Here is a 24,825-nt window from a genome sequence, read left to right on the forward strand (position 1 = left end):
GTGATTAGTTACTCTTTTTCTGCTCGTTTTTGTCTTGCAACTGCGACGGTACCAGAACCGTTGTCACGCGTTTGCCTTTGTCGCTAAACGCCTGCATTTGCTGCTGTTGCACCAGATAGGTGATGCGATCGCCTTTCACGTTGCTGTCGAGCTGCTCCAGATAGGCGTTGCCCGTCAGGGTCACCAGCTGGGTCGCCACGTCGTAACGCACTTTCTGCGCGTGGCCTTTGACCGGCTTGCCGCTGTCCTGCATCTGGTAGAAGGTTACCGGGTTGCCGAACGCTTCAATATAGGTCTTATTCTGATCTCCGCCCGGGCGGGTGACCACCACCTTATCGGCGCGAATATCGATGGTGCCTTGCTTGATCACCACGTTGTCGGTGAAGGTGCTGACGTTGCTCTGCATGTCCAACGACTGCTTGAGCGAGTCGATGCTGACCGGCTGGCTGGAGTCGGATTTCAGCGCCAGAGCGGGGGCGCTGGCGGCCAAAACTAAGCTGCCGAGCAACAGGTTACGGAGTTGGTTTTTGGTTCTGAATTTCATAGTTGGTCTTAACCTTATCAATCAGCTCAGCGGTTTTGGTCCGCAGGTTCCCACGCATTTTCATGCCGTTAGAGGTAAAATTGGTCCCGTAAATCGTGACTTCGTCATCGGAGGTGACGTCCTGGGTGACCAGGTTTACCTGAGCGTTGTCCGTCTTAATTTTTTCCAGCTGCGAGGTGGTGGTCAGGCTGTTTACCTCGACGTGACCATACAGATACAGCATCCGGTCTTTCGTCAGTTTGGCGCGATCGGCGCGAACTGACCAGGTGGCCACCGCATTCTCATCGAACAGCGTCATTACCGGCTGGGTGAACCAGCTCAGCTCGCCGGCGGTGTAATACTTCGCGTCTTCCGCCACCAGTTTGTAATTCAGCTTGCCGGCCGGGTTGTACACCACGGTGACCGTGTGCTGGCTCTGGTAGGTCGGATCCTGATCGTTGACCGGGCCAGGGGCCGTGTCGTCGCTGAAATCCGTCATGTTCCAGCCGATCAGCGCCAGAACGATCACCGTCAACAGGATGGTGATCCACAGTTTGGTTTTACTCATATCGACAGCCCTTTGGCGTCCTCCAGCTTATTTTGAGCCAAAAGAATGATGTCGCACAGTTCGCGCACCGCGCCGCGGCCGCCGGCAATGCGGGTGACGTAGTGGGCGCGCGGCGTCAGCAGCGGGTGGGCGTCCGCCACCGCGACCGCCAGGCCGACCTGCGCCATTACCGGCCAGTCGATCAGGTCATCGCCGATATAGGCGACCTGATCCGCCGTTAACGACAGTTTATCCAACAGTTCGCGGAAGGCCAAAAGCTTATCGGACTGCCCCTGATACAGATGGGTGATACCGAGCGTCTGCGCGCGGTCTTCCAGCAGCTTGGCGGAGCGACCGGTGATGATCGCCACCTCGATGTCCGAGGTTTTCAAGCAGCGGATGCCGTAGCCGTCGCGCACGTTGAACGCTTTCAATTCTTCACCGTTGTTGCCCATGAAGATCAGGCCGTCCGACAGCACGCCGTCAACGTCGCAAATCAGCAGGCGGATGTTCCCGGCACGCGCCATAACCTCTTGTTCTACCGGCCCGTAGCAGGTTTCTACCATACCCATTCCGTTCTATTCCTTAATTAAACGACGCCGGCGCGCAGCATGTCATGCATATGTACCACACCCAGCAACTGGTCGCCATCGGCAACCAGCAGCGCGGTGATGTGGCGTTGTTGCATCAGGTTCAATGCATCGACCGCCAGGATGTTGGGGCGCACCCGTACGCCGCCCGGCGTCATGACATCGGCGATCTTCGCCTCGTGCAGGTTGATGCCCATGTCGAATACCCGGCGCAGGTCGCCGTCGGTGAAGATGCCGGCGATTTTCATCAAATCGTCGCAGACAACCGTCAGGCCCAGATTTTTGCGGGTAATTTCCAGCAGCGCGTCGCGCAACGAGGCGTCGGCACTGACGTGGGGCATTTCGTCGCCGCTGTGCATGATATCGCTAACCCGCAGCAGCAGTTTGCGGCCGAGTGCGCCGCCCGGATGCGACAGCGCGAAATCTTCCTGCGTGAAACCGCGCGCCTTCAGCAGCGCGACGGCCAGCGCATCGCCCATCACCAGCGTGGCGGTGGTGCTGGTGGTCGGCGCCAGCCCCAGCGGGCAGGCTTCCTGCGGCACCTTGATGCACAGGTGGATATCCGCCGCCTTGCCCATCGAGCTTTCCGGATTGTTGGTCATACAGATGAGGGTGATCTGCTGGCGTTTCAATACCGGGATCAGCGCCAGGATCTCGCTGGACTCGCCGGAGTTGGAGATGGCGAGCACGATGTCCTGTGGGGTGACCATGCCCAAATCGCCATGGCTGGCCTCCGCCGGGTGAACGAAGAATGAGGGCGTGCCGGTGCTGGCGAAGGTCGCGGCGATCTTGCAGCCGATATGGCCGGATTTGCCCATGCCCATCACCACCACTTTGCCGCCGCAGGCGGCGATCGTTTCGCAGGCGCGGGTGAAGTCTGCGTTGATGTAGCTGTCGAGCTGAGCCAGCCCTTCACGCTCTATCTGAAGCACTTCTTTGCCGGCCTGCTGAAAATCGAAGCCCGGTTGCAACTCAATGTTCGACATACTCATTCCCGTCGGTTTAGCCGAAAGTACTGAAAGGGTTAAAGAACAGCACCGCAAGATACGCAATAAAGCCACATAATAACAGAGCGCCCGCCAGGTGACCGATGCGATGCTTGCGGCCGATGCACAGTACGCTCAGCAGCACGCTGGCCGCCAGCATCACCCAGTAATCGCGCTGGAAGGCGGCGGCGTCTACGCTGCCCGGCGACAGCAGGGCGGGGACGCCCAGCACGATCACCGTGTTGAAAATATTGGAGCCGATGATATTACCAATCGCCATATCATCCTCGCCCTTCAGCGCCCCGGCGATGGAGGTAGCCAATTCGGGCAGGCTGGTGCCGATGGCGATAATGGTCAAGCCGACCACCAGTTCGCTCAGGCCGAAATAGTGCGCAATCACCGTTGCGTTATCGACCACCATTCTGGAAGAGAGCGGCAGAATGATAAACGCCAGCACCAGCCACAGCACCGCCACGGTGTTGCTGCTGTCCTGCGGCAGCTCGGCGATCTGCTCCATGGTCAGGCTGTCGCTGCCTTCGCGCTGCGCCAGCCGGGCGATTTTCAGCATCAGCAGGATGAAGCCGGCGGCGGCGGCCAGCAGCAGCACGCCGTCCAACCTGCTCAGGGTGCCGTTCATCAACACGAAACCGCACAATACTGTGACCGCTAACATCAACGGCAGTTCGCGCCGCAGTATCTCGGAACGCGCGGCCAGCGGGTGAATCAGCGCCGCCACACCCAGGATCAATAAGATGTTGGTGATGTTGGAACCTAATACGTTGCCAACGGCCATATCTATCTGCCCGTTCAGCGCGGCGGTGGTGGACACGATCAGCTCCGGCAGCGAAGTGCCGATGCCGACGATGGTCATGCCGATGATCAACGGCGGGACGCCGAGCGAGCGGGAAATCACGGCAGCACCATAAACTAAGCGGTCTGCACCATACACCAGTAGAAATAAACCAACGATTAATAATGCTATCGCGAGAAACATGCAGGGTCCTTTGTCGGGTATTATCCCGGTTCGTTGGTTAAAGCCGTCAATGCGGCGGTATTGCTTGCCCTCCGTTGCGCGCGTGTGAGCCGCAGCAACGGTTTTTCCCGGCTAATAGTTGAACAGTTTCGTTTTTTTTCGTTATGGCGCCAATTTTGACCGGGTGGCGCGGAAAAGTAAAACCAATGGCACCATTGGTTGCGAAATGGCAGTAAGTTTTTGTAAAGATGAGACGGATTGCGCCCATTGCTTTAACATCACGGGTAGATTCAGCAAAAGATGAGTCGTAAAGGGTCCATTAACATGCTCCAAAAGGCAGATAATTTGGTCGAAGTGCGCGACATGAGCTTCTCGCGCGGCGACCGACGGATATTTGAAGACATCAACCTGACGGTGCCTCGCGGTAAGGTCACGGCGATCATGGGGCCATCGGGCATAGGCAAAACCACGCTGCTGCGCCTGATAGGCGGCCAGCTGGCGCCGGACAGCGGGGAGATTTGGTTCGACGGCGACAACATTCCCGCGTTGTCCCGCCGTCAGTTATACGACGCGCGCAAAAAGATGAGCATGCTGTTCCAGTCGGGCGCGCTGTTCACCGATTTGACCGTGTTCGAAAACGTGGCCTACCCGCTGCGCGAGCACAGCAACCTGCCTGAACCCCTGCTGCGCAGCACGGTGCTGATGAAGCTGGAAGCGGTGGGGCTGCGCGGCGCGGCCCAGCTGATGCCCAATGAGCTTTCCGGCGGCATGGCGCGCCGGGCGGCGTTGGCGCGCGCGATCGCGCTGGACCCTGAGATGATCATGTTCGACGAACCTTTCGTCGGCCAGGATCCGATCACCATGGGGGTGCTGGTCAAGCTGATCGATGAGCTGAACCATGCGCTGGGCATTACCTGCATCGTGGTGTCGCACGACGTGCCGGAGGTGCTGAGCATCGCCGACTACGCCTATATTGTGGCCGATCACCGGGTGATCGCCGAAGGCACCACGCAGCAATTGCAGAACAATCCTGATGCGCGCGTGCGCCAGTTTCTGGATGGTATAGCGGATGGGCCGGTGCCGTTCCGCTATCCGGCCGGGGATTATCAGACCGAACTGCTAGGCTTAGGGAGTAAATAAGCTCATGTTATTAAGAGCGTTAGCGTCGTTGGGGCGCAGTGGCATCAACACCAGCGCCAGCTTCGGCCGCGCCGGGTTGATGCTGTTCAACGCGTTGATTGGCCGGCCGGAACCCGGCAAGCAGTGGCCGCTGTTGTTGAAACAGCTCTACAGCGTCGGCGTGCAGTCGCTGTTGATCATCATGGTCTCCGGGCTGTTCATCGGCATGGTGCTGGGCCTGCAGGGCTATATCGTGCTCACCACCTACAGCGCCGAGGCCAGCCTCGGCATGATGGTGGCGCTGTCGCTGCTGCGCGAGCTGGGGCCGGTGGTGACGGCGCTGCTGTTCGCCGGCCGCGCCGGTTCCGCGCTGACGGCGGAAATCGGCCTGATGAAGGCGACGGAGCAGATCTCCAGCCTGGAGATGATGGCGGTCGATCCGCTGCGGCGCATCGTGGCGCCGCGCTTCTGGGCGGGGCTGATCAGCATGCCGCTGTTGACCATCATTTTCGTGGCGATCGGCATCTGGGGCGGCTCGGTGGTCGGCGTGGACTGGAAGGGCATCGACAGCGGCTTCTTCTGGTCGGCGATGCAGGGCGCCGTAGAGTGGAAAAAAGATCTGCTCAACTGCCTGATCAAAAGCGTGGTATTCGCCATTACCGTAACCTGGATTGCCATTTTCAACGGGTACGACGCCGTGCCTACCTCTGAAGGGATTAGCCGGGCGACGACGCGTACCGTGGTGCATTCGTCACTGGCGGTGTTGGGATTGGATTTCGTGCTGACAGCACTGATGTTTGGGAATTGATTCGATGCAAACGAAGAAGAGTGAAATCTGGGTTGGGGCATTTATGCTGATCGCGCTGTGCGCCATCGTGTTTATCTGCCTGCAGGTGGCGAACCTTAAATCGATCGGCAGCGAGCCGACCTACCGCATTTACGCGACGTTCGACAACATCGGCGGCCTGAAACCGCGTTCGCCGGTGAAGATTGGCGGCGTGGTGATCGGCCGCGTGGCGGACATCGAACTCGATTCGAAAACCTACACGCCGCGCGTGGCGCTGGATATCCAGAAAAAGTACGACCAAATCCCGGATACCAGCTCGCTGGCGATCCGCACCTCCGGCCTGCTGGGCGAGCAATATCTGGCGCTTAACGTGGGCTTCGAAGATCCTGATATGGGCACCGCCATCCTGAAAGACGGCGGCACCATTCAGGACACCAAATCAGCCATGGTTTTGGAAGACCTGATCGGCCAGTTCCTGTATAAAAGCGGCGGTCAGGACAGCGCCAAACCGGGAGACGCGGCCGCTGAGCCGGCTGCCGGTGCCGCACCGCAACCCGCTGTTCCAAATCATTAAGAGAGGATACCTGCATGTTTAAACGTTTACTGATGGTGGCTCTGCTGGTGGTTGCACCGCTGGCGAGCGCAGCCGACCAAACCAATCCTTACAGCATGATGCAAGAAGCGGCGCAGAAGACCTTCAGCCGTTTGAAGAATGAACAGCCGAAGATCAAGCAGGACCCGAACTACCTGCGCTCCATCGTGCATCAGGAACTGATGCCGTTCGTGCAGGTGAAATACGCCGGCGCGCTGGTGCTGGGCCGTTACTATAAAGAGGCGACGCCTGCACAGCGCGACGCTTACTTCACCGCCTTCCAGGCTTACCTGGAGCAGGCTTACGGCCAGGCGCTGGCGATGTACCACGGCCAGACTTATCAGATCGCGCCTGAACAGCCGCTGGGCAATGCCGACATCGTGGCCATTCGCGTCACCATCATCGACAACGGCGGTCGCCCGCCGGTGCGTCTGGATTTCCAATGGCGCAAGAACAGCAAAACCGGCTACTGGCAGGCCTATGACATGATCGCCGAAGGCGTCAGCATGATCACCACCAAGCAGAACGAGTGGGCGTCTACGCTGCGTACTCAGGGCATCGACGGCCTGACCAAACAGCTGCAGGCCGCCGCCGCGCAGCCTATCACGCTGGACAAGAAAAACTGATGTCGGCAGCGCTCAGCTTCGAATCAGAGCAGCAGACGCTGATCCTGCGCGGTGAACTGGACCGGGAAACGCTGCAGCCGCTGTGGCGGCAGCGCGACGCGCTGATGGCGGATAAAACCGCGATCGACGTGGCGCAACTGCAGCGCGTAGACTCCGCCGGGCTGGCGCTGTTGCTGCATCTGCAGGAAGAGCAGCGCGAGCGCGGCGTTGCGCTGAAAATTTTCGGCGCCACCGAGCGCCTGAAAACGCTGATTGCGCTCTACAACCTGCAGGCGATAATGCCTGTCGATACCGCCGGTTAGCGGCGTTTTACGCCGCCCTTGCGTGGTAAAACGATACAAAGCCCCTGTTATGCAGGGGCTTTTTCTTTAGTTTAAGAAAACATCGTATTCCACTAAGATACTAGGCTGTTTATGATCCTTTAGCGGCAGAACTGGATACTATGGAAACCAACGAGATTAAAGACGTGCTGATGCAGGCATTGGCACTGGATGAAGTACATGTGACGGGCGACGGCAGCCATTTTCAGGCGATCGTGGTCGGCGAATTGTTCGCCGGTATGAGCCGCGTCAAAAAACAGCAGACGGTTTACGCACCGCTGATGGAATACATTGCGGACAACCGCATTCATGCCTTGTCTATCAAGGCGTACACCCCTGAAGAGTGGCAGCGAGACCGCAAACTCAACGGATTTTAAGGCTGTTTGCCCTGCCGGGCGGGCAGCTTCAGATTAGATAACAGAGAGTAGTCAGATGGATAAATTTCGTGTGCAGGGTCGGACCCGCCTGAGCGGTGAAGTGTCTATTTCCGGGGCCAAAAACGCCGCCCTGCCGATCCTGTTCGCCGCCCTGTTGGCGGAAGAGCCGGTCGAGCTGCAGAATGTCCCCAAGCTGAAGGACATCGACACCACCATTAAACTACTCAACCAGTTGGGTACCAAGATTGAGCGCAACGGTTCGGTCTTCGTGGACGCCAGCGGCGTGAACGAGTTCTGCGCCCCTTACGATCTGGTGAAAACCATGCGCGCTTCCATCTGGGCGCTGGGGCCGCTGGTGGCGCGTTTCGGCCGCGGTCAGGTTTCCCTGCCGGGCGGCTGTGCGATCGGCGCGCGTCCGGTCGATCTGCACATCACCGGCCTCGAGCAGCTGGGTGCCGAGATCAAGCTGGAAGAAGGTTACGTCAAGGCGTCCGTCGAGGGCCGCCTGAAGGGCGCGCACATCGTCATGGACAAGGTGAGCGTGGGCGCGACCGTGACCATCATGAGCGCCGCGACCCTGGCGACCGGCACCACCGTTATCGAGAACGCCGCGCGTGAGCCGGAAATTGTCGATACCGCCAACTTCCTCAACACGCTGGGCGCGAAGATCAGCGGCGCCGGCAGCGACAAAATCACCATCGAGGGCGTCGAGCGTCTGGGCGGCGGCGTGTACCGCGTGCTGCCTGACCGCATCGAGACCGGCACCTTCCTGATCGCCGCCGCGGTTTCCGGTGGCAAAGTGATGTGCCGCAACACCCGTCCGGACACGCTGGATGCGGTGCTGGCCAAGCTGCGCGAAGCCGGTGCCGATATCGAAGTGGGCGAGGACTGGATCAGCCTGGACATGCACGGCAAACGCCCGAAAGCAGTCACCGTGCGCACCGCGCCGCACCCGGGCTTCCCGACCGACATGCAGGCCCAGTTCAGCCTGCTGAACCTGGTGGCGGAAGGCACCGGCGTCATCACCGAGACCATCTTCGAAAACCGCTTCATGCACGTGCCGGAACTGATCCGCATGGGCGCGCACGCGGAAATCGAGAGCAACACCGTGATCTGCCACGGCGTTGAGCAGCTGTCCGGCGCTCAGGTGATGGCGACCGATCTGCGCGCTTCCGCCAGCCTGGTGATCGCCGGCTGCATCGCCGACGGCGTGACCGTCGTCGATCGCATCTATCACATCGATCGCGGCTATGAGCGTATTGAAGACAAGCTGCGCGCGCTGGGTGCTAACATCGAGCGCGTGAAAGGCGAGTAAGTCATTAGCGCCGGCGCGGCTGCGTCGGCAGGATGAAAATCAAAGGGCCGGCTATCAATGCCGGCCCTTTTTTAATTGTTGTCTTCCGGGAATTCGCCCACCGTCATTTTCAACGTAATGCGCTTGCCGTCGCGCAGCACGATAACCGGTATCTCGGTGCCCGGCCGGATCTCCGCCACCTGATCCATGGTCTCCAGCACGGACACCGCCGGTTTGTTATCCACGTTGATGATGATGTCGTTGATCTGGAAACCGGCGCTGCTCGCCGGGCCGTTCGGCGTGATTTCGGTCACGATGATGCCCTGCAGGCGATCGATGCCGGAATTGGAGGAACGCAGCGGAATGATCTCCTTACCCTGAATGCCGAAATAGCCGCGGATCACGCGGCCGTCGCGGATCAACTTGTCCATGATTTTGGTGGCCAGTTCGATCGGAATGGCGAAGCCGAGGCCCTCCGGCGTTTCGCCGTCGGTGATTTTGTCATAGGTCAGGGTATTGATGCCGATCAGCTCGCCCAGCGAGTTGACCAGCGCGCCGCCGGAGTTGCCGCGGTTGATTGAGGCATCGGTCTGCAGGAATGTCTGCCGGCCGGTGGTGCTCATACTGATGCGCCCGGTGGCGCTGAGGATGCCCTGAGTCACGGTCTGCCCCAGGTTGTACGGGTTGCCGATTGCCAGCACCACGTCGCCGACGTGGGCAACGCGATTTTTGTTGGTCGGGATCACCGGCAGGTTGCCGGGATCGATCTTCAGCACCGCCAAATCGGTCAGGCCGTCGGAGCCGACCAGCAGCGCTTCGTAGCGGCGGCCATCCTGCAACACCACGGTGATCTGCTGAGCGTCTTTGATCACGTGGCGGTTGGTGATGATATAGCCGCGTTCGTTCATGATCACGCCGGAACCGAGCGACAGCACGTTGGCGGCGCCGTTCAGGTTGCGGTTGTAGATGTTCACCACGGCGGGCGCGGCGCGGCGCACCGCTTTGTTGTAGCTCACCGGCGTTTCGTCGCTGGTATTCTCGGTTTTCTCTGCAAACAGGCCGTTGGAAGAGCGCAGCACGGGCAGAGCGGCCAACAGCAGGCCGGCAACGATGAGACCGATAACGACAGAACGCAAGAGCTTAGCAAACATGGAGTTTTCGTGGTGTGGTGAACGATGTTCGGAGGATAGCATGAGTTAACCGGGCGCAGTATGTCACCGAGCCCGGTTTTTGCACAAATTAACGCAGCAGCAGATAAATGGTTTCGTTACCGCGCACGATATTGAGCGCCATCACCGGCGGTTTGGCTTCCAGCACCTTGCGCAGCGCGGTGATGCTGTCCACGCGCTGGCGGTTGACGCCGATGATCACGTCGCCTTTTTGCAGGCCGATTTGCGCCGCCGTCGAGCCTTTATCCACGTTCTCCACCTTCACGCCCTTGTCGCCGCTCGGGAGCGCGCCGTTGCTGAGGGAAACCCCCTGCAGCGCCGGAGACAGCGTTTCGGCATTGGTCGAGGCGCTCTCGCTGTTGTCCAGCGTGACCGAGACTTCCTGCGGTTTGCCGTCGCGCAGCAGGCCCACCTTGAGGGTTTTGCCCGGCGCGGTGGTGCCGACCTTGGCGCGCAGTTCGGCGAAGCTGTTCACCGGCTTGCCGTCGACGGAAACCAGAATATCCCCGGCTTTGATGCCGGCCTTGGCGGCGGCGGATTTCGGCAGCACTTCGCTGACGAAGGCGCCGCGCTGCGCGTCGGTGTTGAAGGCTTTGGCCATGTCCGGGGTCATTTCACTGCCCTTGATGCCGAGCAGGCCGCGTTTCACTTCGCCGAATTCGATCAGCTGCTGGCTCAGGTTCTGCGCCATATTGCTCGGAATGGCGAAGCCGATGCCGACGTTGCCGCCGCTCGGCGCCAGAATGGCGGTATTGATGCCGATCAGCTCGCCGTTCAGGTTGACCAATGCGCCGCCGGAGTTGCCGCGGTTGATCGAGGCGTCGGTCTGAATGAAGTTTTCCAGCCCTTCCAGATTCAGGCCGGTGCGGCCCAATGCCGAGATGATGCCGGAGGTGGCGGTTTGGCCCAGGCCAAACGGGTTGCCGACCGCCACGGCGAAGTCGCCGACGCGCAGCTGATCGGAATCGGCCATCTTGATGGCGGTTAGGTTTTTGGTGTCGCTGAGCTGCAGCAGGGCGATGTCGGATTGCTCATCGCGGCCGACCAGTTTGGCGTCCAGTTCGCGGCCGTCGTTCAACTGCACGTGGATTTTATCGGCGTTGTTGATGACGTGGTTGTTGGTCAGCACGTAGCCTTTGGCAGCGTCGATGATGACGCCGGAGCCCAGCCCTTCAAACGGGCGAGAGCTCTGCTGCTGACCGGGGAAATTGGGGCCGAAGAAGCGTCTGAACTCTTCCGGCAGCTGTTGACGCTGCACCTGGGTGCCGGCGACATGCACGCTCACGACGGCGGGCAAGACTTTTTCCAGCATCGGTGCCAGGCTCGGCAGCGGCTGCCCCTGAACGGCGACGGGCAGGGCCGCGTTGGCCACCGGTGCGGCGCTGAGCGCCAGGCCGAGGCTCATTGCCAATGCACTAAGAATTAACGACTTTTTCTTCATTGATGATAACTCTCTCAATACCTGCCGATGAAAATTTGATGATAAGGCAATCACCTTGTCATAGTGAAGGGTAAGACCGTGAATTTGCGTGCAAAGTTCAGTAAAGGTAATGCGAAGGAAGGTCAATAAGGCACAAACGGGGTTAAACCCGCGGGTGGCCCCGCGGGTGAAGAAGGGGTATCAGTCGCGGCGCGCGCTTTGGCCGCGCAGCAGGCCGGAGGCCCCTTCAGAATAGTCGCGCGGCATTTCCACCGGCGCCTGATCGTTGTCCGCTTCCGCTTCGGTCAGGCGATAGCGGAACGGGTTCTCCTGCATCGGCAGATCCGGCAGCAGGTTGTTGGAGCTTTTCGCCATATGCTGATACAGCTGACGATAATCGCGCGCCATGTTGTCCAGCAGCTCGGCGCTGCGGGCAAAGTGACCGACCAGCTCCTGACGGTACTCTTCCAGCTCGGTTTTGCTCTTGTCCAGCTCGTTCTGCAGGACTTGTTGTTGACGTAATTTACGGTTGCCAAAACGCATCGCCACCGCACCAATCACGATACCGACGACCAAACCAATCAGCGCATACTCCCAGGTCATGATGACTCCTATTTTGACTTCGTTGTTCCGCAGGGATTTTTCACTTAATAATATCCACTATAACCGTTAACCTTGTCAGAGTGGAATCCTGATGCGCTTCCACCCAGTGTTTACAGGGTTTTCAGCGGCGCCCGCAGCGGGCATTTGTGGCGATAACGGTGCGAATCGGCATCAACTTGCCGCCAACGTTGGCTAAATAATTTCTAAGCGTTCTTAGGGAACATCGAACAGATGCAGGCACTATCACCGTTATCTCGCTACCAGCAGGCGCTGGAGGCGGGGGAATATCAGGCCGATGAGGTTCAACGCCGGGCCGTCACTCAACTGGATCGCATTTATCAGGCCTTGCTGCAAAAACCGGCGGCGAGCGCGCCGGCCGGCGGGCTGCGCGGCAAGCTCAGCCGTTTGCTGGGCAAAGGCGGCGAAACGGCGCCGCAGCGCCCGGTGCAGGGGCTGTATATGTGGGGCGGCGTCGGGCGCGGCAAAACCTGGTTGATGGACATGTTCTTCCACAGCCTGCCGGGCGATCGCAAAATGCGTCTGCACTTCCACCGCTTCATGCTGCGGGTGCATGAAGAGCTGACCGAGCTGCAAGGGCGGGAAAACCCACTGGACATTGTCGCCGACGGCTTCAAGGCCGAAACCGACGTATTGTGCTTCGACGAATTCTTCGTGTCTGACATCACCGACGCCATGCTGCTGGCCACGCTGCTGCAGGCGCTGTTCGCCCGAGGCATCACGCTGGTGGCCACGTCGAACATCCCGCCGGACGATCTGTATCGCAACGGCCTGCAGCGGGCGCGTTTCCTACCGGCTATCGATTTGATCAACGAGTTCTGCGACGTGATGAACGTTGACGCCGGCATCGACTATCGTCTGCGCACCCTGACCCAGGCTCACCTCTATCTGACACCGCTGAACGACCAGACGCGCGCGACCCTGGATCGGATGTTCGTCAAACTGGTGGGCAAGGCGGGGGAGGAGGCGCCGGTGCTGCAGATCAACCATCGGCCACTGCAGGCCATTCGTTCGGTGGACGGCGTGCTGGCGGTGGATTTCCACACGCTGTGCGAAGAGGCGCGCAGCCAGCTGGATTACATTGCGCTGTCGCGGCTGTATCACAGCGTGATCTTGTATAATGTGCAGGTGATGGGGCCGCTGAAAGAGAATACCGCGCGCCGTTTCCTGGCGCTGGTGGACGAATTCTACGAGCGGCACGTCAAGCTGGTGATCGGCGCCGAGGCGTCGATGTTCGAGATCTACCAGGGGGAGAGGCTGAAGTTCGAGTACCAGCGCTGCCTGTCGCGCCTGCAGGAAATGCAGAGCGAAGAGTACCTCAAGCTGCCGCATTTGCCTTGAATCCGGCGGGCTTGCCCACTCCCTATCGCCGGTTGCCTGCCGCCGGCGATAAATTTATTTTCCATTCAAAAACCGTTCGATCTTTGTGAGCGACTTCTCTATAATCTTGCGACCCCACGTTACAACAAAGTTTTTTTCCCAAAAACTTTATAGTGCCGGCAATGGCTATTCGAAGGGGTAGGTTTGCTGGACTTGTATGGTCGTGTGAGCCTCAACTGTTTTCGAGCGTTTGGGTGTTCACCAACGTGTAACTAATTATTGGGTAAGCTTTCTAATGAAAACTTTTACAGCTAAACCAGAAACCGTAAAACGCGACTGGTACGTTGTTGATGCAGATGGTAAAACTTTAGGCCGTCTCGCTACTGAACTGGCTCGTCGCCTGCGCGGCAAGCATAAAGCGGAATACACCCCGCACGTGGATACCGGTGATTACATCATCGTTCTGAACGCTGACAAAGTTGCTGTAACCGGCAACAAGCGTACAGACAAAGTGTACTACCACCACACCGGCCACATCGGTGGTATCAAGCAAGCGACCTTTGAAGAGATGATTGCCCGCCGTCCTGAGCGCGTGATTGAAATCGCGGTTAAAGGCATGCTGCCAAAGGGCCCGCTGGGTCGTGCTATGTTCCGTAAACTGAAAGTTTACGCGGGCACCGAGCACAATCACGCGGCACAGCAACCGCAAGTTCTGGACATTTAATCGGGATTAATGGCAATGGCTGAAAATCAATACTACGGCACTGGTCGCCGCAAAAGCTCCGCCGCTCGCGTCTTCATCAAGCCGGGCAACGGTAACATCGTTATCAACCAGCGCAGCCTGGAACAGTACTTCGGTCGCGAAACTGCCCGCATGGTAGTTCGTCAGCCGCTGGAACTGGTCGACATGGTTGGCAAACTGGATCTGTACATCACCGTTAAAGGTGGTGGTATCTCCGGTCAAGCTGGCGCTATCCGTCACGGTATCACCCGTGCACTGATGGAATACGATGAGACTCTGCGTTCTGAACTGCGTAAAGCTGGCTTCGTCACCCGTGACGCTCGTCAGGTTGAACGTAAGAAAGTCGGTCTGCGTAAAGCACGTCGTCGTCCGCAGTTCTCCAAGCGTTAATTTTCGCTGCTTCAGCAGTGCGATTTACGCAAAAAACCCGGTGCTTCACCGGGTTTTTTTATGCCTGAAATCCGCCATCCCCGACTAAAATCTGTGGCATATCAGACAATTCAACATGAATTCGCCGCACCGCCCCCACAAAACAAGCAAAATCTGGTAAACTATCACCCACTTTTGCGCCTGTTCGCCGTGCAGTTGACCCCCTGGGCCGGTTTTTCATGGGCTCGGGTCGCGCTGCGTGCTGCCGGCCTGCGGCAAGATTATTCAGGATAGCAGCCTGTCAGTTGGCTATTCGCAGTATTTTCTAGATAACTTGGAGGTTTTCATGGCTGTCGCTGCCAACAAACGTTCGGTAATGACGCTGTTCTCTGGCCCGACCGACATTTTTAGCCATCAAGTACGCATCGTACTGGCGGAGAAAGGTGTCAGCGTCGAGATCGAGCAGGTCGAAATGGATAACCTGCCGCAAGATCTGATTGACCTCAACCCTTACCAGACGGTGCCTACGCTGGTCGATCGCGAACTGACCCTGTATGAATCCCGCATCATCATGGAATACCTGGATGAGCGTTTCCCGCACCCGCCGCTGATGCCGGTTTACCCGGTTGCCCGTGGCGAGAGCCGTCTGATGATGCTGCGCATCGAGAAGAACTGGTACTCGCTGATGGACAAGATCGAGAAGAGCAGCGGCCAGGAAGCGGAATCCGCCCGTCGCCAACTGCGTGAAGAGCTGCTGGCGATCGCGCCGATCTTCGGTCAGACGCCGTATTTCATGAGCGAAGAGTTCAGCCTGGTGGATTGCTACCTGGCGCCGCTGTTGTGGCGTCTGCCGCAGCTGGGCATCGAATTGAGCGGTGCCGGCTCCAAAGAGCTGAAAGGCTACATGACCCGCGTCTTCGAACGCGACGCCTTCCTGGCTTCCCTGACCGAAGCCGAGCGTGAAATGCGCCTGCAGACCCGGGGCTAAGCGCGATGGACATGTCTCAGATGACGCCGCGTCGCCCGTATCTGCTACGGGCGTTCTACGACTGGCTGCTGGATAACCAGCTGACGCCGCACCTGGTGGTCGACGTGACTCGCCCGGACGTGCAGGTGCCGATGGAGTTCGCGCGTGACGGCCAGATCGTGCTGAATATCGCGCCGCGGGCGGTAGGCAACCTGGCGTTGGGCAACGAAGACGTGCAGTTCAACGCGCGCTTCGGCGGCGTGCCGCGTCAGGTTTCGGTGCCGATGGCCGCCGTGTTGGCGATCTATGCGCGTGAAAACGGCGCCGGCACGATGTTCGAACCGGAAGCCGCCTACGACGAGAGCGAAGGCGTGTTCGAAGGCCTGGACAATGAGACGATCCCTTCGGAAACGCTGATGTCGGTGATCGACGGCGATCGCCCGGACACCGCGGAAGACAACGGCCCGGACGACGAACCGCCGCAGCCGCCGCGCGGTGGCCGCCCGGCGCTGCGCGTGGTGAAATAAGCCCGCGCGAACAAACGAAAAAGCACCTCATGGGGTGCTTTTTTTTTTGCCCGGCAGAAATGAATCAGCCTTTCAAGGCGGCAATGCAGGCATCGCGCGGCGCGCTGAGATCGCCTACGCGCACGGTGGACAAGGCGCGGGTTGCGCGCTGGCGGAAACTGGTGACGGCGGTGTCGCCTTGCACTTCCGGCGGCGCGGTGCAAATATCATTGAGCGGCAGATTGTTGCCTTTGTTGAGCGCCTGCAACACCGCCGCCGGATTGTAGATCAGGGCGGCGGAGAGGGCCGATTTGATGCCAGCGGTAAAGCCGGCATTGCCGCCGCCGGCCAGCTTGGGCGCCAGGGCAATCCAATTGTCGTCCCCCAGCCGGATGCTGTTTTCCACGGCGTTGAACTGCCCGGCCTTGCCTAACTGAGCCACGACCGGCCGCGCGCCGCGCGCTTCGATATTGTAACCAACCTCCTGCGAATCCAGCGCCATGGCTGAAGCGCTGAAACTGACGGCCAGCAGCGCGCCGGCCAACAGGGAAATGGAGCATTTCATGTTCGCTATCCTTATCTCGGTGTCAGGCGCAGCCGCGCCCCGCAATGGTGCCAACTCAATACTATAGCGCGTTGAGACGGTGAGGAGAGGGGGAGGGGTGACAAAGCGTGGCAGGCTAAAAACGGAGGCCCGGCAATATGCCGGGCCTCCGATGGTACGGAAGGTTTACACTTCCAGGTAGTTCATGATGCCATCTGCCGCTTTGCGGCCTTCGGCAATCGCTGTCACCACCAGGTCGGAGCCGCGCACCGCGTCGCCGCCGGCGAAAATTTTCGGGTTGCTGGTCTGGAACGCGTTGTCGCTGCCCTCCGGCGCCAGGATGCGGCCCTGTTTATCGAGCTGCACGTCGTGCGCCGCCAGCCAGTCCATGCGGTGCGGGCGGAAGCCGAACGCCATCACCACCGCGTCCGCGTCGATCACGTGTTCGGAACCCGGTACCTGCTCCGCCGCCTGACGGCCGTTGGCATCCGGCGCACCCAGCTGGGTGCGCACCATTTTCACCCCGGCCACGCGGCCGGCGCTGTTCAGTTCGATGCTCAGCGGCTGCAGGTTGAACTGGAAGTCCACCCCTTCTTCCCGGGCGTTCTTCACTTCGCGCTTGGAGCCAGGCATGTTGGCTTCGTCGCGGCGGTAGGCGCAGATGACCTGCGTCGCGCCCTGGCGCACCGAGGTGCGCACGCAGTCCATGGCGGTATCGCCGCCGCCCAGCACCACCACCCGCTTGCCTTCCATGCTGACGTAAGGCTCGTGCTGATCGGCTTCATACCCCATCAGCTGCTTGGTGTTGGCGATCAGGAACGGCAGCGCGTCGTACACGCCCTGCGCTTCCTCGTTCTCCAGGCCGCCGCGCATCGACTGATAGGTGCCGACGCCGAGGAATACCGCATCGTACTCGCTCAGCAAGGTCTCCATGCTGACGTCTTTGCCCACTTCAGTGTTCAGCTGGAACTCGATGCCCATCTCGCTGAAAATGCCGCGGCGTTTGACCATCACTTCCTTTTCCAGCTTGAAGGCCGGGATGCCGAAGGTCAGCAGGCCGCCGATCTCAGGATGACGGTCATACACCACCGCTTTGACGCCGTTGCGGGTCAACACGTCGGCGCAGGCCAGCCCGGCGGGGCCGGCGCCGACGATCGCCACGCGCTTGCCGGTCGGCTGCACGTGTGACATGTCCGGCTTCCAGCCCATTTCGATGGCCTTATCGCTGATGTAGCGCTCGATATTGCCGATGGTGACCGCGCCGAATTCGTCGTTCAGGGTGCAGGAGCCTTCGCACAGGCGATCCTGCGGGCACACGCGGCCGCACACCTCCGGCAGGCTGTTGGTCTGATGCGCCAGGTCCGCCGCTTCCATGATGCGGCCTTCGTTGGCCAGCTTCAGCCAGTTCGGGATGTAGTTGTGCACCGGGCACTTCCACTCGCAATACGGGTTGCCGCAGGACAGACAGCGGTCCGCCTGGGCCTTGGCCTGGGTTTCCGAAAACGGTTCGTAGATCTCGACGAACTCGATTTTGCGGATCTTCAGCGGTTTCTTTGGCGGATCAACACGCTGCAGGTCGATAAATTGGTAAACGTTCTGGCTCATTAATGACCTACCTCTTACTGCGCCTGCACCCGCAGCTCGGCTGCGGAACGGCTACGGTGACCCAACAGCGCTTTGACATCGCTGGACTTCGGTTTGACCAGGGCGAACTTCGGCGCCCACTCCGGCCAGTTGGCCAGGATCTCTTCCGCGCGGGAAGATCCGGTCGCCTGCACGTGTTCGGTGATCAGGCCGCGCAGGTGCTCCTCATGGATCGCCAGCTGATCGACATCCAGCACTTCCACCAGCTCCGGGTTCACGCGCTTGCGGAACTCGCCGTCTTCGTCCAGCACGTAGGCGAAGCCGCCGGTCATGCCCGCACCGAAGTTGATGCCGGTTTTACCCAGCACGCAGACGATGCCGCCGGTCATGTATTCGCAGCCGTTGTCGCCGATGCCTTCCACCACGGTGATGGCGCCGGAGTTGCGCACCGCGAAGCGTTCGCCCGCGCGGCCGGCGGCGAACAGCTTGCCGCCGGTGGCGCCGTACAGGCAGGTGTTGCCGACGATGCTGGCTTCATGGCTGCGGAAGGCGGAGCCGATCGGCGGACGCACCGCGATGCTGCCGCCGGCCATGCCTTTGCCGACATAGTCGTTGGCGTCGCCGGTCAGGGTCAGCTCGACGCCGCCGGCGTTCCAGACGCCGAAGCTCTGCCCGGCGGTGCCGGAGAAGTGCGCCTTGATCGGATCGGCCGCCATGCCCTGATCGCCGTGCACGTCGGCGATTGCGCCGGACAGCATGGCGCCCACGGAGCGGTCGGTGTTGCGAATGTCGAAGTAGAAGGTTTTACCCTGCTTCGCTTCGATATGCGGCTGCGCCTGCGCCAGCAGCTCTTTGTTCAGCAAGCCCTTGTCGAACGCCGGGTTGCTGCTTTCGGTGCAGTACACCGCTTTGCCCGGATGCGGCGTGGCGGTTTTCAGCAGCGGCGCCAGATCCAGCTTGTTCTGCTTGGCGGAAATGCCGTCCAGCTCGGTCAGGAACTCGGTGCGGCCGATCAGATCCACCAGCTGGCTCACGCCCAGCTGCGCCATGATCTCGCGGGTTTCACGCGCGATAAACTGGAAGTAATTCGTCACGCGTTCCGGCAGGCCGTGGTAGTGATCGCGGCGCAGCTTGTCGTCCTGAGTCGCAACGCCGGTCGCGCAGTTGTTGAGGTGGCAGATGCGCAGGTATTTACAGCCCAGCGCCACCATCGGCCCGGTGCCGAAGCCGAAGCTTTCCGCGCCCAGGATCGCCGCCTTGACGATGTCGACGCCGGTTTTCAGGCCGCCGTCCACCTGCAGGCGGATCTTGTGGCGCAGGCCGTTGGCCACCAGCGCCTGCTGGGTTTCCACCAGGCCCAGTTCCCACGGACAGCCGGCGTATTTCACCGAGGACAGCGGGCTGGCGCCGGTGCCGCCGTCGTAACCGGCGATGGTGATCAGATCGGCATAGGCTTTCGCCACGCCGGTGGCGATGGTGCCGACGCCCGGCTCGGAAACCAGTTTCACCGAGATCACCGCTTTCGGGTTGACCTGCTTCAGGTCGAAGATCAGCTGCGCCAGATCTTCGATCGAGTAGATGTCGTGGTGCGGCGGCGGGGAGATCAGCGTTACGCCCGGCACCGAGTAACGCAGTCTGGCGATGTACGGAGTCACCTTGTCGCCCGGCAGCTGGCCGCCTTCGCCCGGTTTGGCGCCCTGCGCCACCTTAATCTGGATCACGTCGGCGTTCACCAGGTAGGCCGGCGTCACGCCGAAGCGGCCGGAGGCCACCTGTTTGATGCGCGACACCTTGTTGGTGCGGTAGCGCGCCGGATCTTCGCCGCCTTCGCCGGAGTTGGAGAAGCCGCCGAGGCCGTTCATGGCGATCGCCAGCGACTCGTGCGCTTCCGGGCTCAGTGCGCCGATCGACATCGCCGCGGTGTCGAAGCGTTTGAACAGCGACTCCGCCGGTTCAACCTGATCGACCGGGATCGGTTCGCCTTTCGGCGTGATGGCCAGCAGATCGCGCAGCATGGCGACCGGCCGCTCGTTCACCAGCTTGGCGTAGGCCTGATAGTCGCTGTATTCCCCGCTGTGCACCGCTTTTTGCAGCGAGTTCACCACGTCCGGGTTGTAGGCGTGGTATTCGCCGCCGTGCACGAACTTCAGCAGGCCGCCTTGCTCCAGCGGTTTGCGTTTCAGCCAGGCGCGCTTGGAAAGGTTCTGCAGATCCTGCTGGAAGTCGCTGAAGCTGGCGCCGCCGATGCGGCTGACCACGCCCTGGAAGCACAGATCCGCCAGATCGCGATGCAGGCCGACCGCTTCGAACAGCTTGGAGCAGCGGTAAGAGGCGATGGTCGAGATGCCCATTTTGGACATGATCTTGTACAGGCCTTTATTGATGCCGTTGCGGTAGTTCAGCATCACGTCGCGGTATTTCTTGTCGATCGCCTGGCTGTCCACCAGCTTGGCCAGGGTTTCATAGGCCAGGTACGGGTAGATGGCGGTCGCGCCGAAGCCGAGCAGCACGGCGAAGTGGTGCGGATCGCGGGCGCTGGCGGTTTCAACGATCAGGTTGGCGTCGCAGCGCAGGCTTTTCTCTACCAGGCGGGTTTGCACGGCGCCAACGGCCATCGGGGCCGGGACCGGCAGGCGGCCGGGCGCGATGGCGCGGTCGGACAGCACCAACAGCACCGCGCCTTCGCGCACCTTGCGTTCCGCTTCGTCGCACAGGGCGCGAATGGTCTGCTCCAGATCCTGTTGCTGCGGATCGAAGGTCAGATCGAGCGTCTCGGCGCGATAGTATTCGCCTTCCAGCGTGGTGAGCTGTTTGAAATCGGAGTACAGCAGGATCGGCGATTTGAAGCTCAGGCGGTGCGCCTGGCCTTCGGCTTCGCAGAACACGTTCATTTCACGGCCGATGCTGGTGGCCAGCGACATGACGTGCGCTTCGCGCAGCGGATCGATCGGCGGGTTGGTGACCTGCGCGAACTGCTGGCGGAAATAGTCGTAAACGATGCGCGGCCGGCTGGAGAGCACGGCGAACGGGGTATCGTCGCCCATCGAACCGGTGGCTTCCTGGCCGATCTCGCCCAGCACGCGGATCACCTGATCCAGCTCTTCGCTGCTGTAGCCGAACTGTTTCTGGTAGGTTTCGAGCTGTGCGTCGTCGAGTTCGCGGCTGCCGACCTGATCGTCCGGCAGATCTTCGAACGGCACCAGACGTTTGACGTTTTTCTCCATCCACTCTTTGTACGGGTGGCGGCTTTTCAGATCGTTGTCGGTTTCCGCCGAGTGCAGGATGCGGCCGCTGCGGGTGTCGATCACCATCAGCTCGCCGGGGCCGACGCGGCCTTTTTCCACCACTTCATCCGGCTGGTAATCCCAGATGCCGACTTCGGAGGCGCAGGTGATCAGCTTGTCTTTGGTGATGACATAGCGCGCCGGGCGCAGGCCGTTGCGATCGAGGTTACAGGCGGCGTAGCGGCCGTCGGACATCACGATGCCGGCCGGGCCGTCCCACGGCTCCATGTGCATCGAGTTGAAGTCGAAGAAGGCGCGCAGATCGCCGTCCATGTCCGGGTTGTTCTGCCAGGCCGGCGGCACCAGCAGGCGCATGGCGCGGATGAGATCCATCCCGCCCGCCAGCAGCAGCTCCAGCATGTTGTCCAGCGAGCTGGAGTCGGAGCCGGTTTCGTTGACGAACGGCGCGGCGGCCTGCAGATCCGGGATCAGCGGCGTTTGGAATTTGTAGGTACGGGCACGCGCCCATTGGCGGTTGCCGGTGATGGTGTTGATTTCGCCGTTGTGCGCCAGGTAGCGGAACGGCTGCGCCAGCGGCCAGCGCGGCACGGTGTTGGTGGAGAAGCGCTGGTGGAACAGGCAAATGGCCGATTCCAGGCGCAGGTCCGCCAGATCGAGATAGAAGCGCGGCAGATCCGCAGGCATGCACAGGCCTTTATAGATCGTCACCAGATTGGAGAAGCTGCAGACGTAGAAGCTGTTGTCCAGCACGCGTTTCTCGATGCGGCGGCGCGCCACGAACAGGCGGCGCTCCATATCGCGCGGGCGCCAGCCGGCCGGGGCGTTAACGAAGATTTGCTCGATGCGCGGCAGGGAGGAGAGGGCGATTTCACCCAGCACGTCCGGGTTGGTCGGCACTTCGCGCCAGCCGACGATCGACAGCGTTTCGTTTTGCAGCTCTTCTTCCACGATGCGGCGACTGAGGCGCGCTTCCTCTTCATTCTGGCTGAGGAACATCATGCCGACGGCGTAGTTCTTGGCCAAACGCCAGCCGCGCTCTTCCGCCACCATGCGGAAGAAGCGATCGGGTTTTTGCAGCAACAGGCCGCAGCCGTCGCCGGTCTTGCCGTCGGCCAGGATCGCGCCGCGGTGCTGCATGCGGGCCAGCGCGTGAATGGCGGTGCGCACCACCTTGTGGCTAGGTTCGCCTTCTATGTGGGCGATCAGGCCGAAACCACAGTTGTCCCTCTCTTGGGATTTATCGTACAACATATCGTGAACCTCCCCAGGCTCTGCGTGACTCTCACAACCTACTGCGAGGGGGCTTCCCAATTTCAGGCAGAAGTCCAATCAGCAAGTTAACCCCGCCAATCTGCTTTTCCGCCCTCCATCAATGGCCTCTCGTGACGGTCTCACAAGTGGTATAGGACTTGTTTTAAGAGGGAGTCTTCAATTACTGCATAAATATGACGAGACGTTTGCCCGTCCAGAAAGCTTCCAGCGGACTTCCAACTTAGCGAGAAAGAATTCGCAGGTCAAATGTGGGCTTAAGATAGATTCTTATCGAATTTATGGTATTTATTTATTTGAAAAATAAGGTGTTTAATGCATTTTTGCACTATCGTGGGGCAACGCCGATCCCCGCAGAAGTGTGAGCTGTCTCACTATAGTGCAACCCCTTAATCTCTGCACCATGCTAGTGCGGGGGTTAATGGCAGAGTTTTATTCTATAAGATATTGCTTAGTTGATGTTTATGACTATTTTTCACCGTGTTGTCATATTGCCGTTAACGGTTGCGTGACGATTAGAATAATTCATCAGAATTATAGTGAATTGATTTGCGTTTATGATGAATAGTTATGCCTGGTGGCGCCTTGCGGGGAAAGCGTTGATCTCTGTCATCGCGGGAAAAGCCGTTTCTTATTAGCATCGCGGCTTTGAACACAGAGAATCACCAAGATTATGCAGTTGCCGCAATTAGTCAATATGTTTGGCGCGGATCTCCAGCGCCGCCATGGCGAAAAGATCCATAAACTCACGCTGCACGGCGGATTCAGCTGCCCTAACCGCGACGGCACGTTGGGGCGCGGCGGCTGTACGTTCTGCAACGTCGCTTCGTTCGCCGATGAGGCGATGCAGCGGCAGAGTATCGCCGAACAGCTGGCGCAACAGGCCGCGCGGGTCGACCGGGCGCGGCGCTATCTGGCCTATTTTCAGGCCTATACCAGCACCTATGCGGAGGTCGAACTGCTGGCGTCGATGTATCGGCAGGCGTTGGCGCAGAGCGACATGGTCGGCCTGTGCGTCGGCACCCGGCCGGACTGCGTGCCGCCCGCCGCATTGGATCTGCTGACGGGGTATCGCGAAGAGGGTTATGAAGTGTGGCTGGAACTGGGGCTGCAGACGGCGCACGATAAAACGCTCAAACGCATCAACCGCGGCCATGATTTCCGCTGCTATCAGCAGACCGCGCAACGGGCTCGGCAGCACGGGCTGAAGGTGTGCTGCCATCTGATCGTCGGGCTGCCGGGAGAAACCCAGCGCGATCATCTGCTCACGCTGCAGCGGGTGGTGGAGAGCGGCGTGGATGGCATCAAGCTGCATCCGCTGCACGTTGTTACCGGCAGCACCCTGGCCCGCGCGTGGCGCGCCGGGCGATTGCCCGAACTGGCGCTGGAAGATTACGCCGTCAGCGCCGGGGAGATGATCCGCCACACGCCGGGCGAGGTGGTGTATCACCGCCTGTCCGCCAGCGCCCGTCGGCCTACGCTGCTGGCGCCGCTGTGGTGCGAAAACCGCTGGCGTGGCATGCAGGCGGTGGGCGCTTATCTGCAGCAATACGGCGGGCAGGGCAGCGCGCTGGATGCCGCCCTGCATTATTCACCGACGTTATAACTGCAGGTTGGCGCGCACCTCCACGCGGGCGCGCTGCAGATCGGCCTGCAGCTGCGGATTCGCCAGCAGTCGTGCGGCGAGCGCCGTCGCCGCCAACTTGCCGCCTTCCAGATCGCTCGGGTAGTGAACGCCGGCAATCACCCGGCTTTGCGCATTGCTTGCCGCCCGCTCAAACAGCGCGCTGCGTTTTTCCGGCACCATCTGCGCCAACAGGAGCGCCGTCAGGTAGCTGTCCATCGCGTGTCCGCTAGGGTAGGAATCGCCTTCCGGCGGCGGCAGCAGCGGTTTCACGCGGCTGTCGGCCTCATAGGGGCGCGGGCGGCCATAGAAGGCCTTGGCGGGCATCAGGCTTTGTTCAAAGTCCTGATAGACCCGGCGGAACAGGGCGGCGGTGAGCGGATGGCGTTCGACGGTAAAGGTCGGGCCGAAGATCTCGCGGGCGAAGGGGAAGGCGGCGTCTTCCAGGTGGTCGTCCCGCTTGGCTTTGGCGATTTGTTCCGCCGTGCGGTTAGCCTGAATGGCCAGAACCGCCTGCAGATCCGCCCGATTCTGCGGCGTATCCGTTGAAGGCGGCGGCGGCAACAGCGTGGCGATTTGCCGTTGCTCTGCATTCAGGTAGCCGGCCACGGCAGTGGCGGCCTTCAGGGGCATAATAACGGTCAAAGACAGGACGAACAGGGTAGTGCGATAGATGGTTAACATGGTCAATCCTCACGTCAGGGAAATGAG

The 24,825-nt window shown here is 60.3% G+C and carries 25 protein-coding genes; 13 read left to right on the forward strand and 12 right to left on the reverse strand.

Annotation, left to right across the window (positions count from 1 at the left end):
- Positions 1-4: 4 nt before the first annotated feature.
- Genes lptA through ACJ8IN_RS18230 form a run of 5 tightly spaced genes read right to left on the reverse strand, consistent with a single transcriptional unit; the run spans position 5 to position 3,640 of the window.
- Positions 5-544, reverse strand: a complete 540-nt coding sequence (lptA, locus tag ACJ8IN_RS18210) for a lipopolysaccharide ABC transporter substrate-binding protein LptA (RefSeq protein ID WP_004937045.1) — start codon at positions 542-544, stop codon at positions 5-7.
- Positions 513-1,091: an LPS export ABC transporter periplasmic protein LptC gene (gene lptC, locus ACJ8IN_RS18215; RefSeq protein ID WP_033654803.1), complete on the reverse strand. Its 579-nt coding sequence runs from the start codon at positions 1,089-1,091 to the stop codon at positions 513-515. The genes lptA and lptC overlap by 32 nt, the downstream gene beginning before the upstream one ends.
- Positions 1,088-1,642, reverse strand: a complete 555-nt coding sequence (gene kdsC, locus ACJ8IN_RS18220) for a 3-deoxy-manno-octulosonate-8-phosphatase KdsC (RefSeq protein WP_021505108.1) — start codon at positions 1,640-1,642, stop codon at positions 1,088-1,090. The genes lptC and kdsC overlap by 4 nt, the downstream gene beginning before the upstream one ends.
- A gap of 17 nt (positions 1,643-1,659) precedes the next feature.
- Entirely contained in the window at positions 1,660-2,646 is a 987-nt protein-coding gene (gene kdsD / locus ACJ8IN_RS18225; protein WP_033648998.1) for an arabinose-5-phosphate isomerase KdsD, read from the reverse strand.
- A 16-nt stretch (positions 2,647-2,662) separates the two neighbouring features.
- Positions 2,663-3,640: a calcium/sodium antiporter gene (locus ACJ8IN_RS18230; protein WP_060425074.1), complete on the reverse strand. Its 978-nt coding sequence runs from the start codon at positions 3,638-3,640 to the stop codon at positions 2,663-2,665.
- 303 nt (positions 3,641-3,943) lie between these two features.
- Between ACJ8IN_RS18230 and mlaF the strand changes: the two genes are divergently transcribed.
- The 7 genes from mlaF (at position 3,944) to murA (ending at position 8,755) form a co-directional block, all read left to right on the forward strand.
- The gene (mlaF, locus tag ACJ8IN_RS18235; protein ID WP_028127533.1) at positions 3,944-4,759 is read left to right on the forward strand and encodes a phospholipid ABC transporter ATP-binding protein MlaF; all 816 of its coding nucleotides are present in this window, start codon (positions 3,944-3,946) and stop codon (positions 4,757-4,759) included.
- 4 nt (positions 4,760-4,763) lie between these two features.
- The gene (mlaE, locus tag ACJ8IN_RS18240) at positions 4,764-5,546 is read left to right on the forward strand and encodes a lipid asymmetry maintenance ABC transporter permease subunit MlaE (RefSeq protein ID WP_004937059.1); all 783 of its coding nucleotides are present in this window, start codon (positions 4,764-4,766) and stop codon (positions 5,544-5,546) included.
- A gap of 4 nt (positions 5,547-5,550) precedes the next feature.
- Complete coding sequence (gene mlaD / locus ACJ8IN_RS18245; RefSeq protein ID WP_033636129.1) at positions 5,551-6,099, forward strand: outer membrane lipid asymmetry maintenance protein MlaD; 549 nt, start codon at positions 5,551-5,553, stop codon at positions 6,097-6,099.
- Between the two features lie 14 nt (positions 6,100-6,113).
- Positions 6,114-6,743, forward strand: a complete 630-nt coding sequence (gene mlaC / locus ACJ8IN_RS18250) for a phospholipid-binding protein MlaC (protein WP_308326063.1) — start codon at positions 6,114-6,116, stop codon at positions 6,741-6,743.
- A complete protein-coding gene (gene mlaB / locus ACJ8IN_RS18255; protein WP_016930202.1) occupies positions 6,743-7,045 on the forward strand; it encodes a lipid asymmetry maintenance protein MlaB in 303 nt (100 codons plus the stop codon). Before mlaC ends, mlaB begins: the two co-directional genes overlap by 1 nt.
- Positions 7,046-7,185: 140 nt before the next feature.
- The gene (ibaG, locus tag ACJ8IN_RS18260; protein ID WP_004937066.1) at positions 7,186-7,440 is read left to right on the forward strand and encodes a BolA family iron metabolism protein IbaG; all 255 of its coding nucleotides are present in this window, start codon (positions 7,186-7,188) and stop codon (positions 7,438-7,440) included.
- Between the two features lie 55 nt (positions 7,441-7,495).
- Positions 7,496-8,755, forward strand: coding sequence for a UDP-N-acetylglucosamine 1-carboxyvinyltransferase (murA, locus tag ACJ8IN_RS18265; protein ID WP_004937068.1), 1,260 nt, complete (start codon positions 7,496-7,498; stop codon positions 8,753-8,755).
- A gap of 71 nt (positions 8,756-8,826) precedes the next feature.
- On the opposite strand, the gene degS is transcribed toward murA, so the two are convergent.
- From degS to zapG, 3 genes are all read right to left on the reverse strand, one after another.
- Complete coding sequence (degS, locus tag ACJ8IN_RS18270; protein ID WP_033636127.1) at positions 8,827-9,885, reverse strand: outer membrane-stress sensor serine endopeptidase DegS; 1,059 nt, start codon at positions 9,883-9,885, stop codon at positions 8,827-8,829.
- 88 nt (positions 9,886-9,973) lie between these two features.
- A complete protein-coding gene (degQ, locus tag ACJ8IN_RS18275; RefSeq protein ID WP_308326062.1) occupies positions 9,974-11,344 on the reverse strand; it encodes a serine endoprotease DegQ in 1,371 nt (456 codons plus the stop codon).
- Between the two features lie 180 nt (positions 11,345-11,524).
- Entirely contained in the window at positions 11,525-11,926 is a 402-nt protein-coding gene (gene zapG / locus ACJ8IN_RS18280; protein ID WP_004937074.1) for a Z-ring associated protein ZapG, read from the reverse strand.
- Between the two features lie 231 nt (positions 11,927-12,157).
- Here zapG and zapE point away from each other — a divergent pair, with 231 nt between their 5' ends.
- The 5 genes from zapE (at position 12,158) to sspB (ending at position 15,869) form a co-directional block, all read left to right on the forward strand.
- Positions 12,158-13,285, forward strand: a complete 1,128-nt coding sequence (zapE, locus tag ACJ8IN_RS18285) for a cell division protein ZapE (RefSeq protein ID WP_060424581.1) — start codon at positions 12,158-12,160, stop codon at positions 13,283-13,285.
- A 274-nt stretch (positions 13,286-13,559) separates the two neighbouring features.
- Positions 13,560-13,988, forward strand: a complete 429-nt coding sequence (gene rplM / locus ACJ8IN_RS18290) for a 50S ribosomal protein L13 (RefSeq protein WP_004937079.1) — start codon at positions 13,560-13,562, stop codon at positions 13,986-13,988.
- Positions 13,989-14,003: 15 nt separating this feature from the next.
- On the forward strand, positions 14,004-14,396 hold the full coding sequence (gene rpsI / locus ACJ8IN_RS18295; protein WP_004937080.1) for a 30S ribosomal protein S9: 393 nt from the start codon (positions 14,004-14,006) through the stop codon (positions 14,394-14,396).
- Positions 14,397-14,721: 325 nt separating this feature from the next.
- Entirely contained in the window at positions 14,722-15,363 is a 642-nt protein-coding gene (sspA, locus tag ACJ8IN_RS18300; protein WP_025304366.1) for a stringent starvation protein SspA, read from the forward strand.
- 5 nt (positions 15,364-15,368) lie between these two features.
- The gene (gene sspB / locus ACJ8IN_RS18305) at positions 15,369-15,869 is read left to right on the forward strand and encodes a ClpXP protease specificity-enhancing factor (protein ID WP_004937084.1); all 501 of its coding nucleotides are present in this window, start codon (positions 15,369-15,371) and stop codon (positions 15,867-15,869) included.
- Between the two features lie 64 nt (positions 15,870-15,933).
- On the opposite strand, the gene ACJ8IN_RS18310 is transcribed toward sspB, so the two are convergent.
- From ACJ8IN_RS18310 to gltB, 3 genes are all read right to left on the reverse strand, one after another.
- Positions 15,934-16,413, reverse strand: coding sequence for a hypothetical protein (locus ACJ8IN_RS18310; RefSeq protein ID WP_060424579.1), 480 nt, complete (start codon positions 16,411-16,413; stop codon positions 15,934-15,936).
- Positions 16,414-16,578: 165 nt separating this feature from the next.
- On the reverse strand, positions 16,579-17,997 hold the full coding sequence (locus tag ACJ8IN_RS18315) for a glutamate synthase small subunit (protein WP_033649001.1): 1,419 nt from the start codon (positions 17,995-17,997) through the stop codon (positions 16,579-16,581).
- A gap of 14 nt (positions 17,998-18,011) precedes the next feature.
- Positions 18,012-22,472, reverse strand: a complete 4,461-nt coding sequence (gltB, locus tag ACJ8IN_RS18320) for a glutamate synthase large subunit (RefSeq protein ID WP_047570429.1) — start codon at positions 22,470-22,472, stop codon at positions 18,012-18,014.
- 691 nt (positions 22,473-23,163) lie between these two features.
- Here gltB and ACJ8IN_RS18325 point away from each other — a divergent pair.
- The gene (locus ACJ8IN_RS18325) at positions 23,164-24,096 is read left to right on the forward strand and encodes a TIGR01212 family radical SAM protein (protein ID WP_060424578.1); all 933 of its coding nucleotides are present in this window, start codon (positions 23,164-23,166) and stop codon (positions 24,094-24,096) included.
- Here ACJ8IN_RS18325 and ACJ8IN_RS18330 read toward each other — a convergent pair.
- Complete coding sequence (locus ACJ8IN_RS18330) at positions 24,091-24,798, reverse strand: acid phosphatase (RefSeq protein ID WP_060424577.1); 708 nt, start codon at positions 24,796-24,798, stop codon at positions 24,091-24,093. The two genes, ACJ8IN_RS18325 and ACJ8IN_RS18330, sit on opposite strands and share 6 nt — an antisense overlap.
- Positions 24,799-24,825 lie beyond the last annotated feature (27 nt).

Source organism: Serratia sp. CY31944 (assembly GCF_052169175.1).
GTDB lineage: Bacteria > Pseudomonadota > Gammaproteobacteria > Enterobacterales > Enterobacteriaceae > Serratia > Serratia sarumanii.

What these genes read in the sequence shown, in the direction of transcription:
- lptA (WP_004937045.1), bottom strand. Translation starts at nt 544, where the DNA reads ATGAAATTCAGAACCAAAAACCAACTCCGTAACCTGTTGCTCGGCAGC.
- lptC (WP_033654803.1), bottom strand. Translation starts at nt 1,091, where the DNA reads ATGAGTAAAACCAAACTGTGGATCACCATCCTGTTGACGGTGATCGTT.
- kdsC (WP_021505108.1), bottom strand. Translation starts at nt 1,642, where the DNA reads ATGGGTATGGTAGAAACCTGCTACGGGCCGGTAGAACAAGAGGTTATG.
- kdsD (WP_033648998.1), bottom strand. Translation starts at nt 2,646, where the DNA reads ATGTCGAACATTGAGTTGCAACCGGGCTTCGATTTTCAGCAGGCCGGC.
- ACJ8IN_RS18230 (WP_060425074.1), bottom strand. Translation starts at nt 3,640, where the DNA reads ATGTTTCTCGCGATAGCATTATTAATCGTTGGTTTATTTCTACTGGTG.
- mlaF (WP_028127533.1), top strand. Translation starts at nt 3,944, where the DNA reads ATGCTCCAAAAGGCAGATAATTTGGTCGAAGTGCGCGACATGAGCTTC.
- mlaE (WP_004937059.1), top strand. Translation starts at nt 4,764, where the DNA reads ATGTTATTAAGAGCGTTAGCGTCGTTGGGGCGCAGTGGCATCAACACC.
- mlaD (WP_033636129.1), top strand. Translation starts at nt 5,551, where the DNA reads ATGCAAACGAAGAAGAGTGAAATCTGGGTTGGGGCATTTATGCTGATC.
- mlaC (WP_308326063.1), top strand. Translation starts at nt 6,114, where the DNA reads ATGTTTAAACGTTTACTGATGGTGGCTCTGCTGGTGGTTGCACCGCTG.
- mlaB (WP_016930202.1), top strand. Translation starts at nt 6,743, where the DNA reads ATGTCGGCAGCGCTCAGCTTCGAATCAGAGCAGCAGACGCTGATCCTG.
- ibaG (WP_004937066.1), top strand. Translation starts at nt 7,186, where the DNA reads ATGGAAACCAACGAGATTAAAGACGTGCTGATGCAGGCATTGGCACTG.
- murA (WP_004937068.1), top strand. Translation starts at nt 7,496, where the DNA reads ATGGATAAATTTCGTGTGCAGGGTCGGACCCGCCTGAGCGGTGAAGTG.
- degS (WP_033636127.1), bottom strand. Translation starts at nt 9,885, where the DNA reads ATGTTTGCTAAGCTCTTGCGTTCTGTCGTTATCGGTCTCATCGTTGCC.
- degQ (WP_308326062.1), bottom strand. Translation starts at nt 11,344, where the DNA reads ATGAAGAAAAAGTCGTTAATTCTTAGTGCATTGGCAATGAGCCTCGGC.
- zapG (WP_004937074.1), bottom strand. Translation starts at nt 11,926, where the DNA reads ATGACCTGGGAGTATGCGCTGATTGGTTTGGTCGTCGGTATCGTGATT.
- zapE (WP_060424581.1), top strand. Translation starts at nt 12,158, where the DNA reads ATGCAGGCACTATCACCGTTATCTCGCTACCAGCAGGCGCTGGAGGCG.
- rplM (WP_004937079.1), top strand. Translation starts at nt 13,560, where the DNA reads ATGAAAACTTTTACAGCTAAACCAGAAACCGTAAAACGCGACTGGTAC.
- rpsI (WP_004937080.1), top strand. Translation starts at nt 14,004, where the DNA reads ATGGCTGAAAATCAATACTACGGCACTGGTCGCCGCAAAAGCTCCGCC.
- sspA (WP_025304366.1), top strand. Translation starts at nt 14,722, where the DNA reads ATGGCTGTCGCTGCCAACAAACGTTCGGTAATGACGCTGTTCTCTGGC.
- sspB (WP_004937084.1), top strand. Translation starts at nt 15,369, where the DNA reads ATGGACATGTCTCAGATGACGCCGCGTCGCCCGTATCTGCTACGGGCG.
- ACJ8IN_RS18310 (WP_060424579.1), bottom strand. Translation starts at nt 16,413, where the DNA reads ATGAAATGCTCCATTTCCCTGTTGGCCGGCGCGCTGCTGGCCGTCAGT.
- ACJ8IN_RS18315 (WP_033649001.1), bottom strand. Translation starts at nt 17,997, where the DNA reads ATGAGCCAGAACGTTTACCAATTTATCGACCTGCAGCGTGTTGATCCG.
- gltB (WP_047570429.1), bottom strand. Translation starts at nt 22,472, where the DNA reads ATGTTGTACGATAAATCCCAAGAGAGGGACAACTGTGGTTTCGGCCTG.
- ACJ8IN_RS18325 (WP_060424578.1), top strand. Translation starts at nt 23,164, where the DNA reads ATGCAGTTGCCGCAATTAGTCAATATGTTTGGCGCGGATCTCCAGCGC.
- ACJ8IN_RS18330 (WP_060424577.1), bottom strand. Translation starts at nt 24,798, where the DNA reads ATGTTAACCATCTATCGCACTACCCTGTTCGTCCTGTCTTTGACCGTT.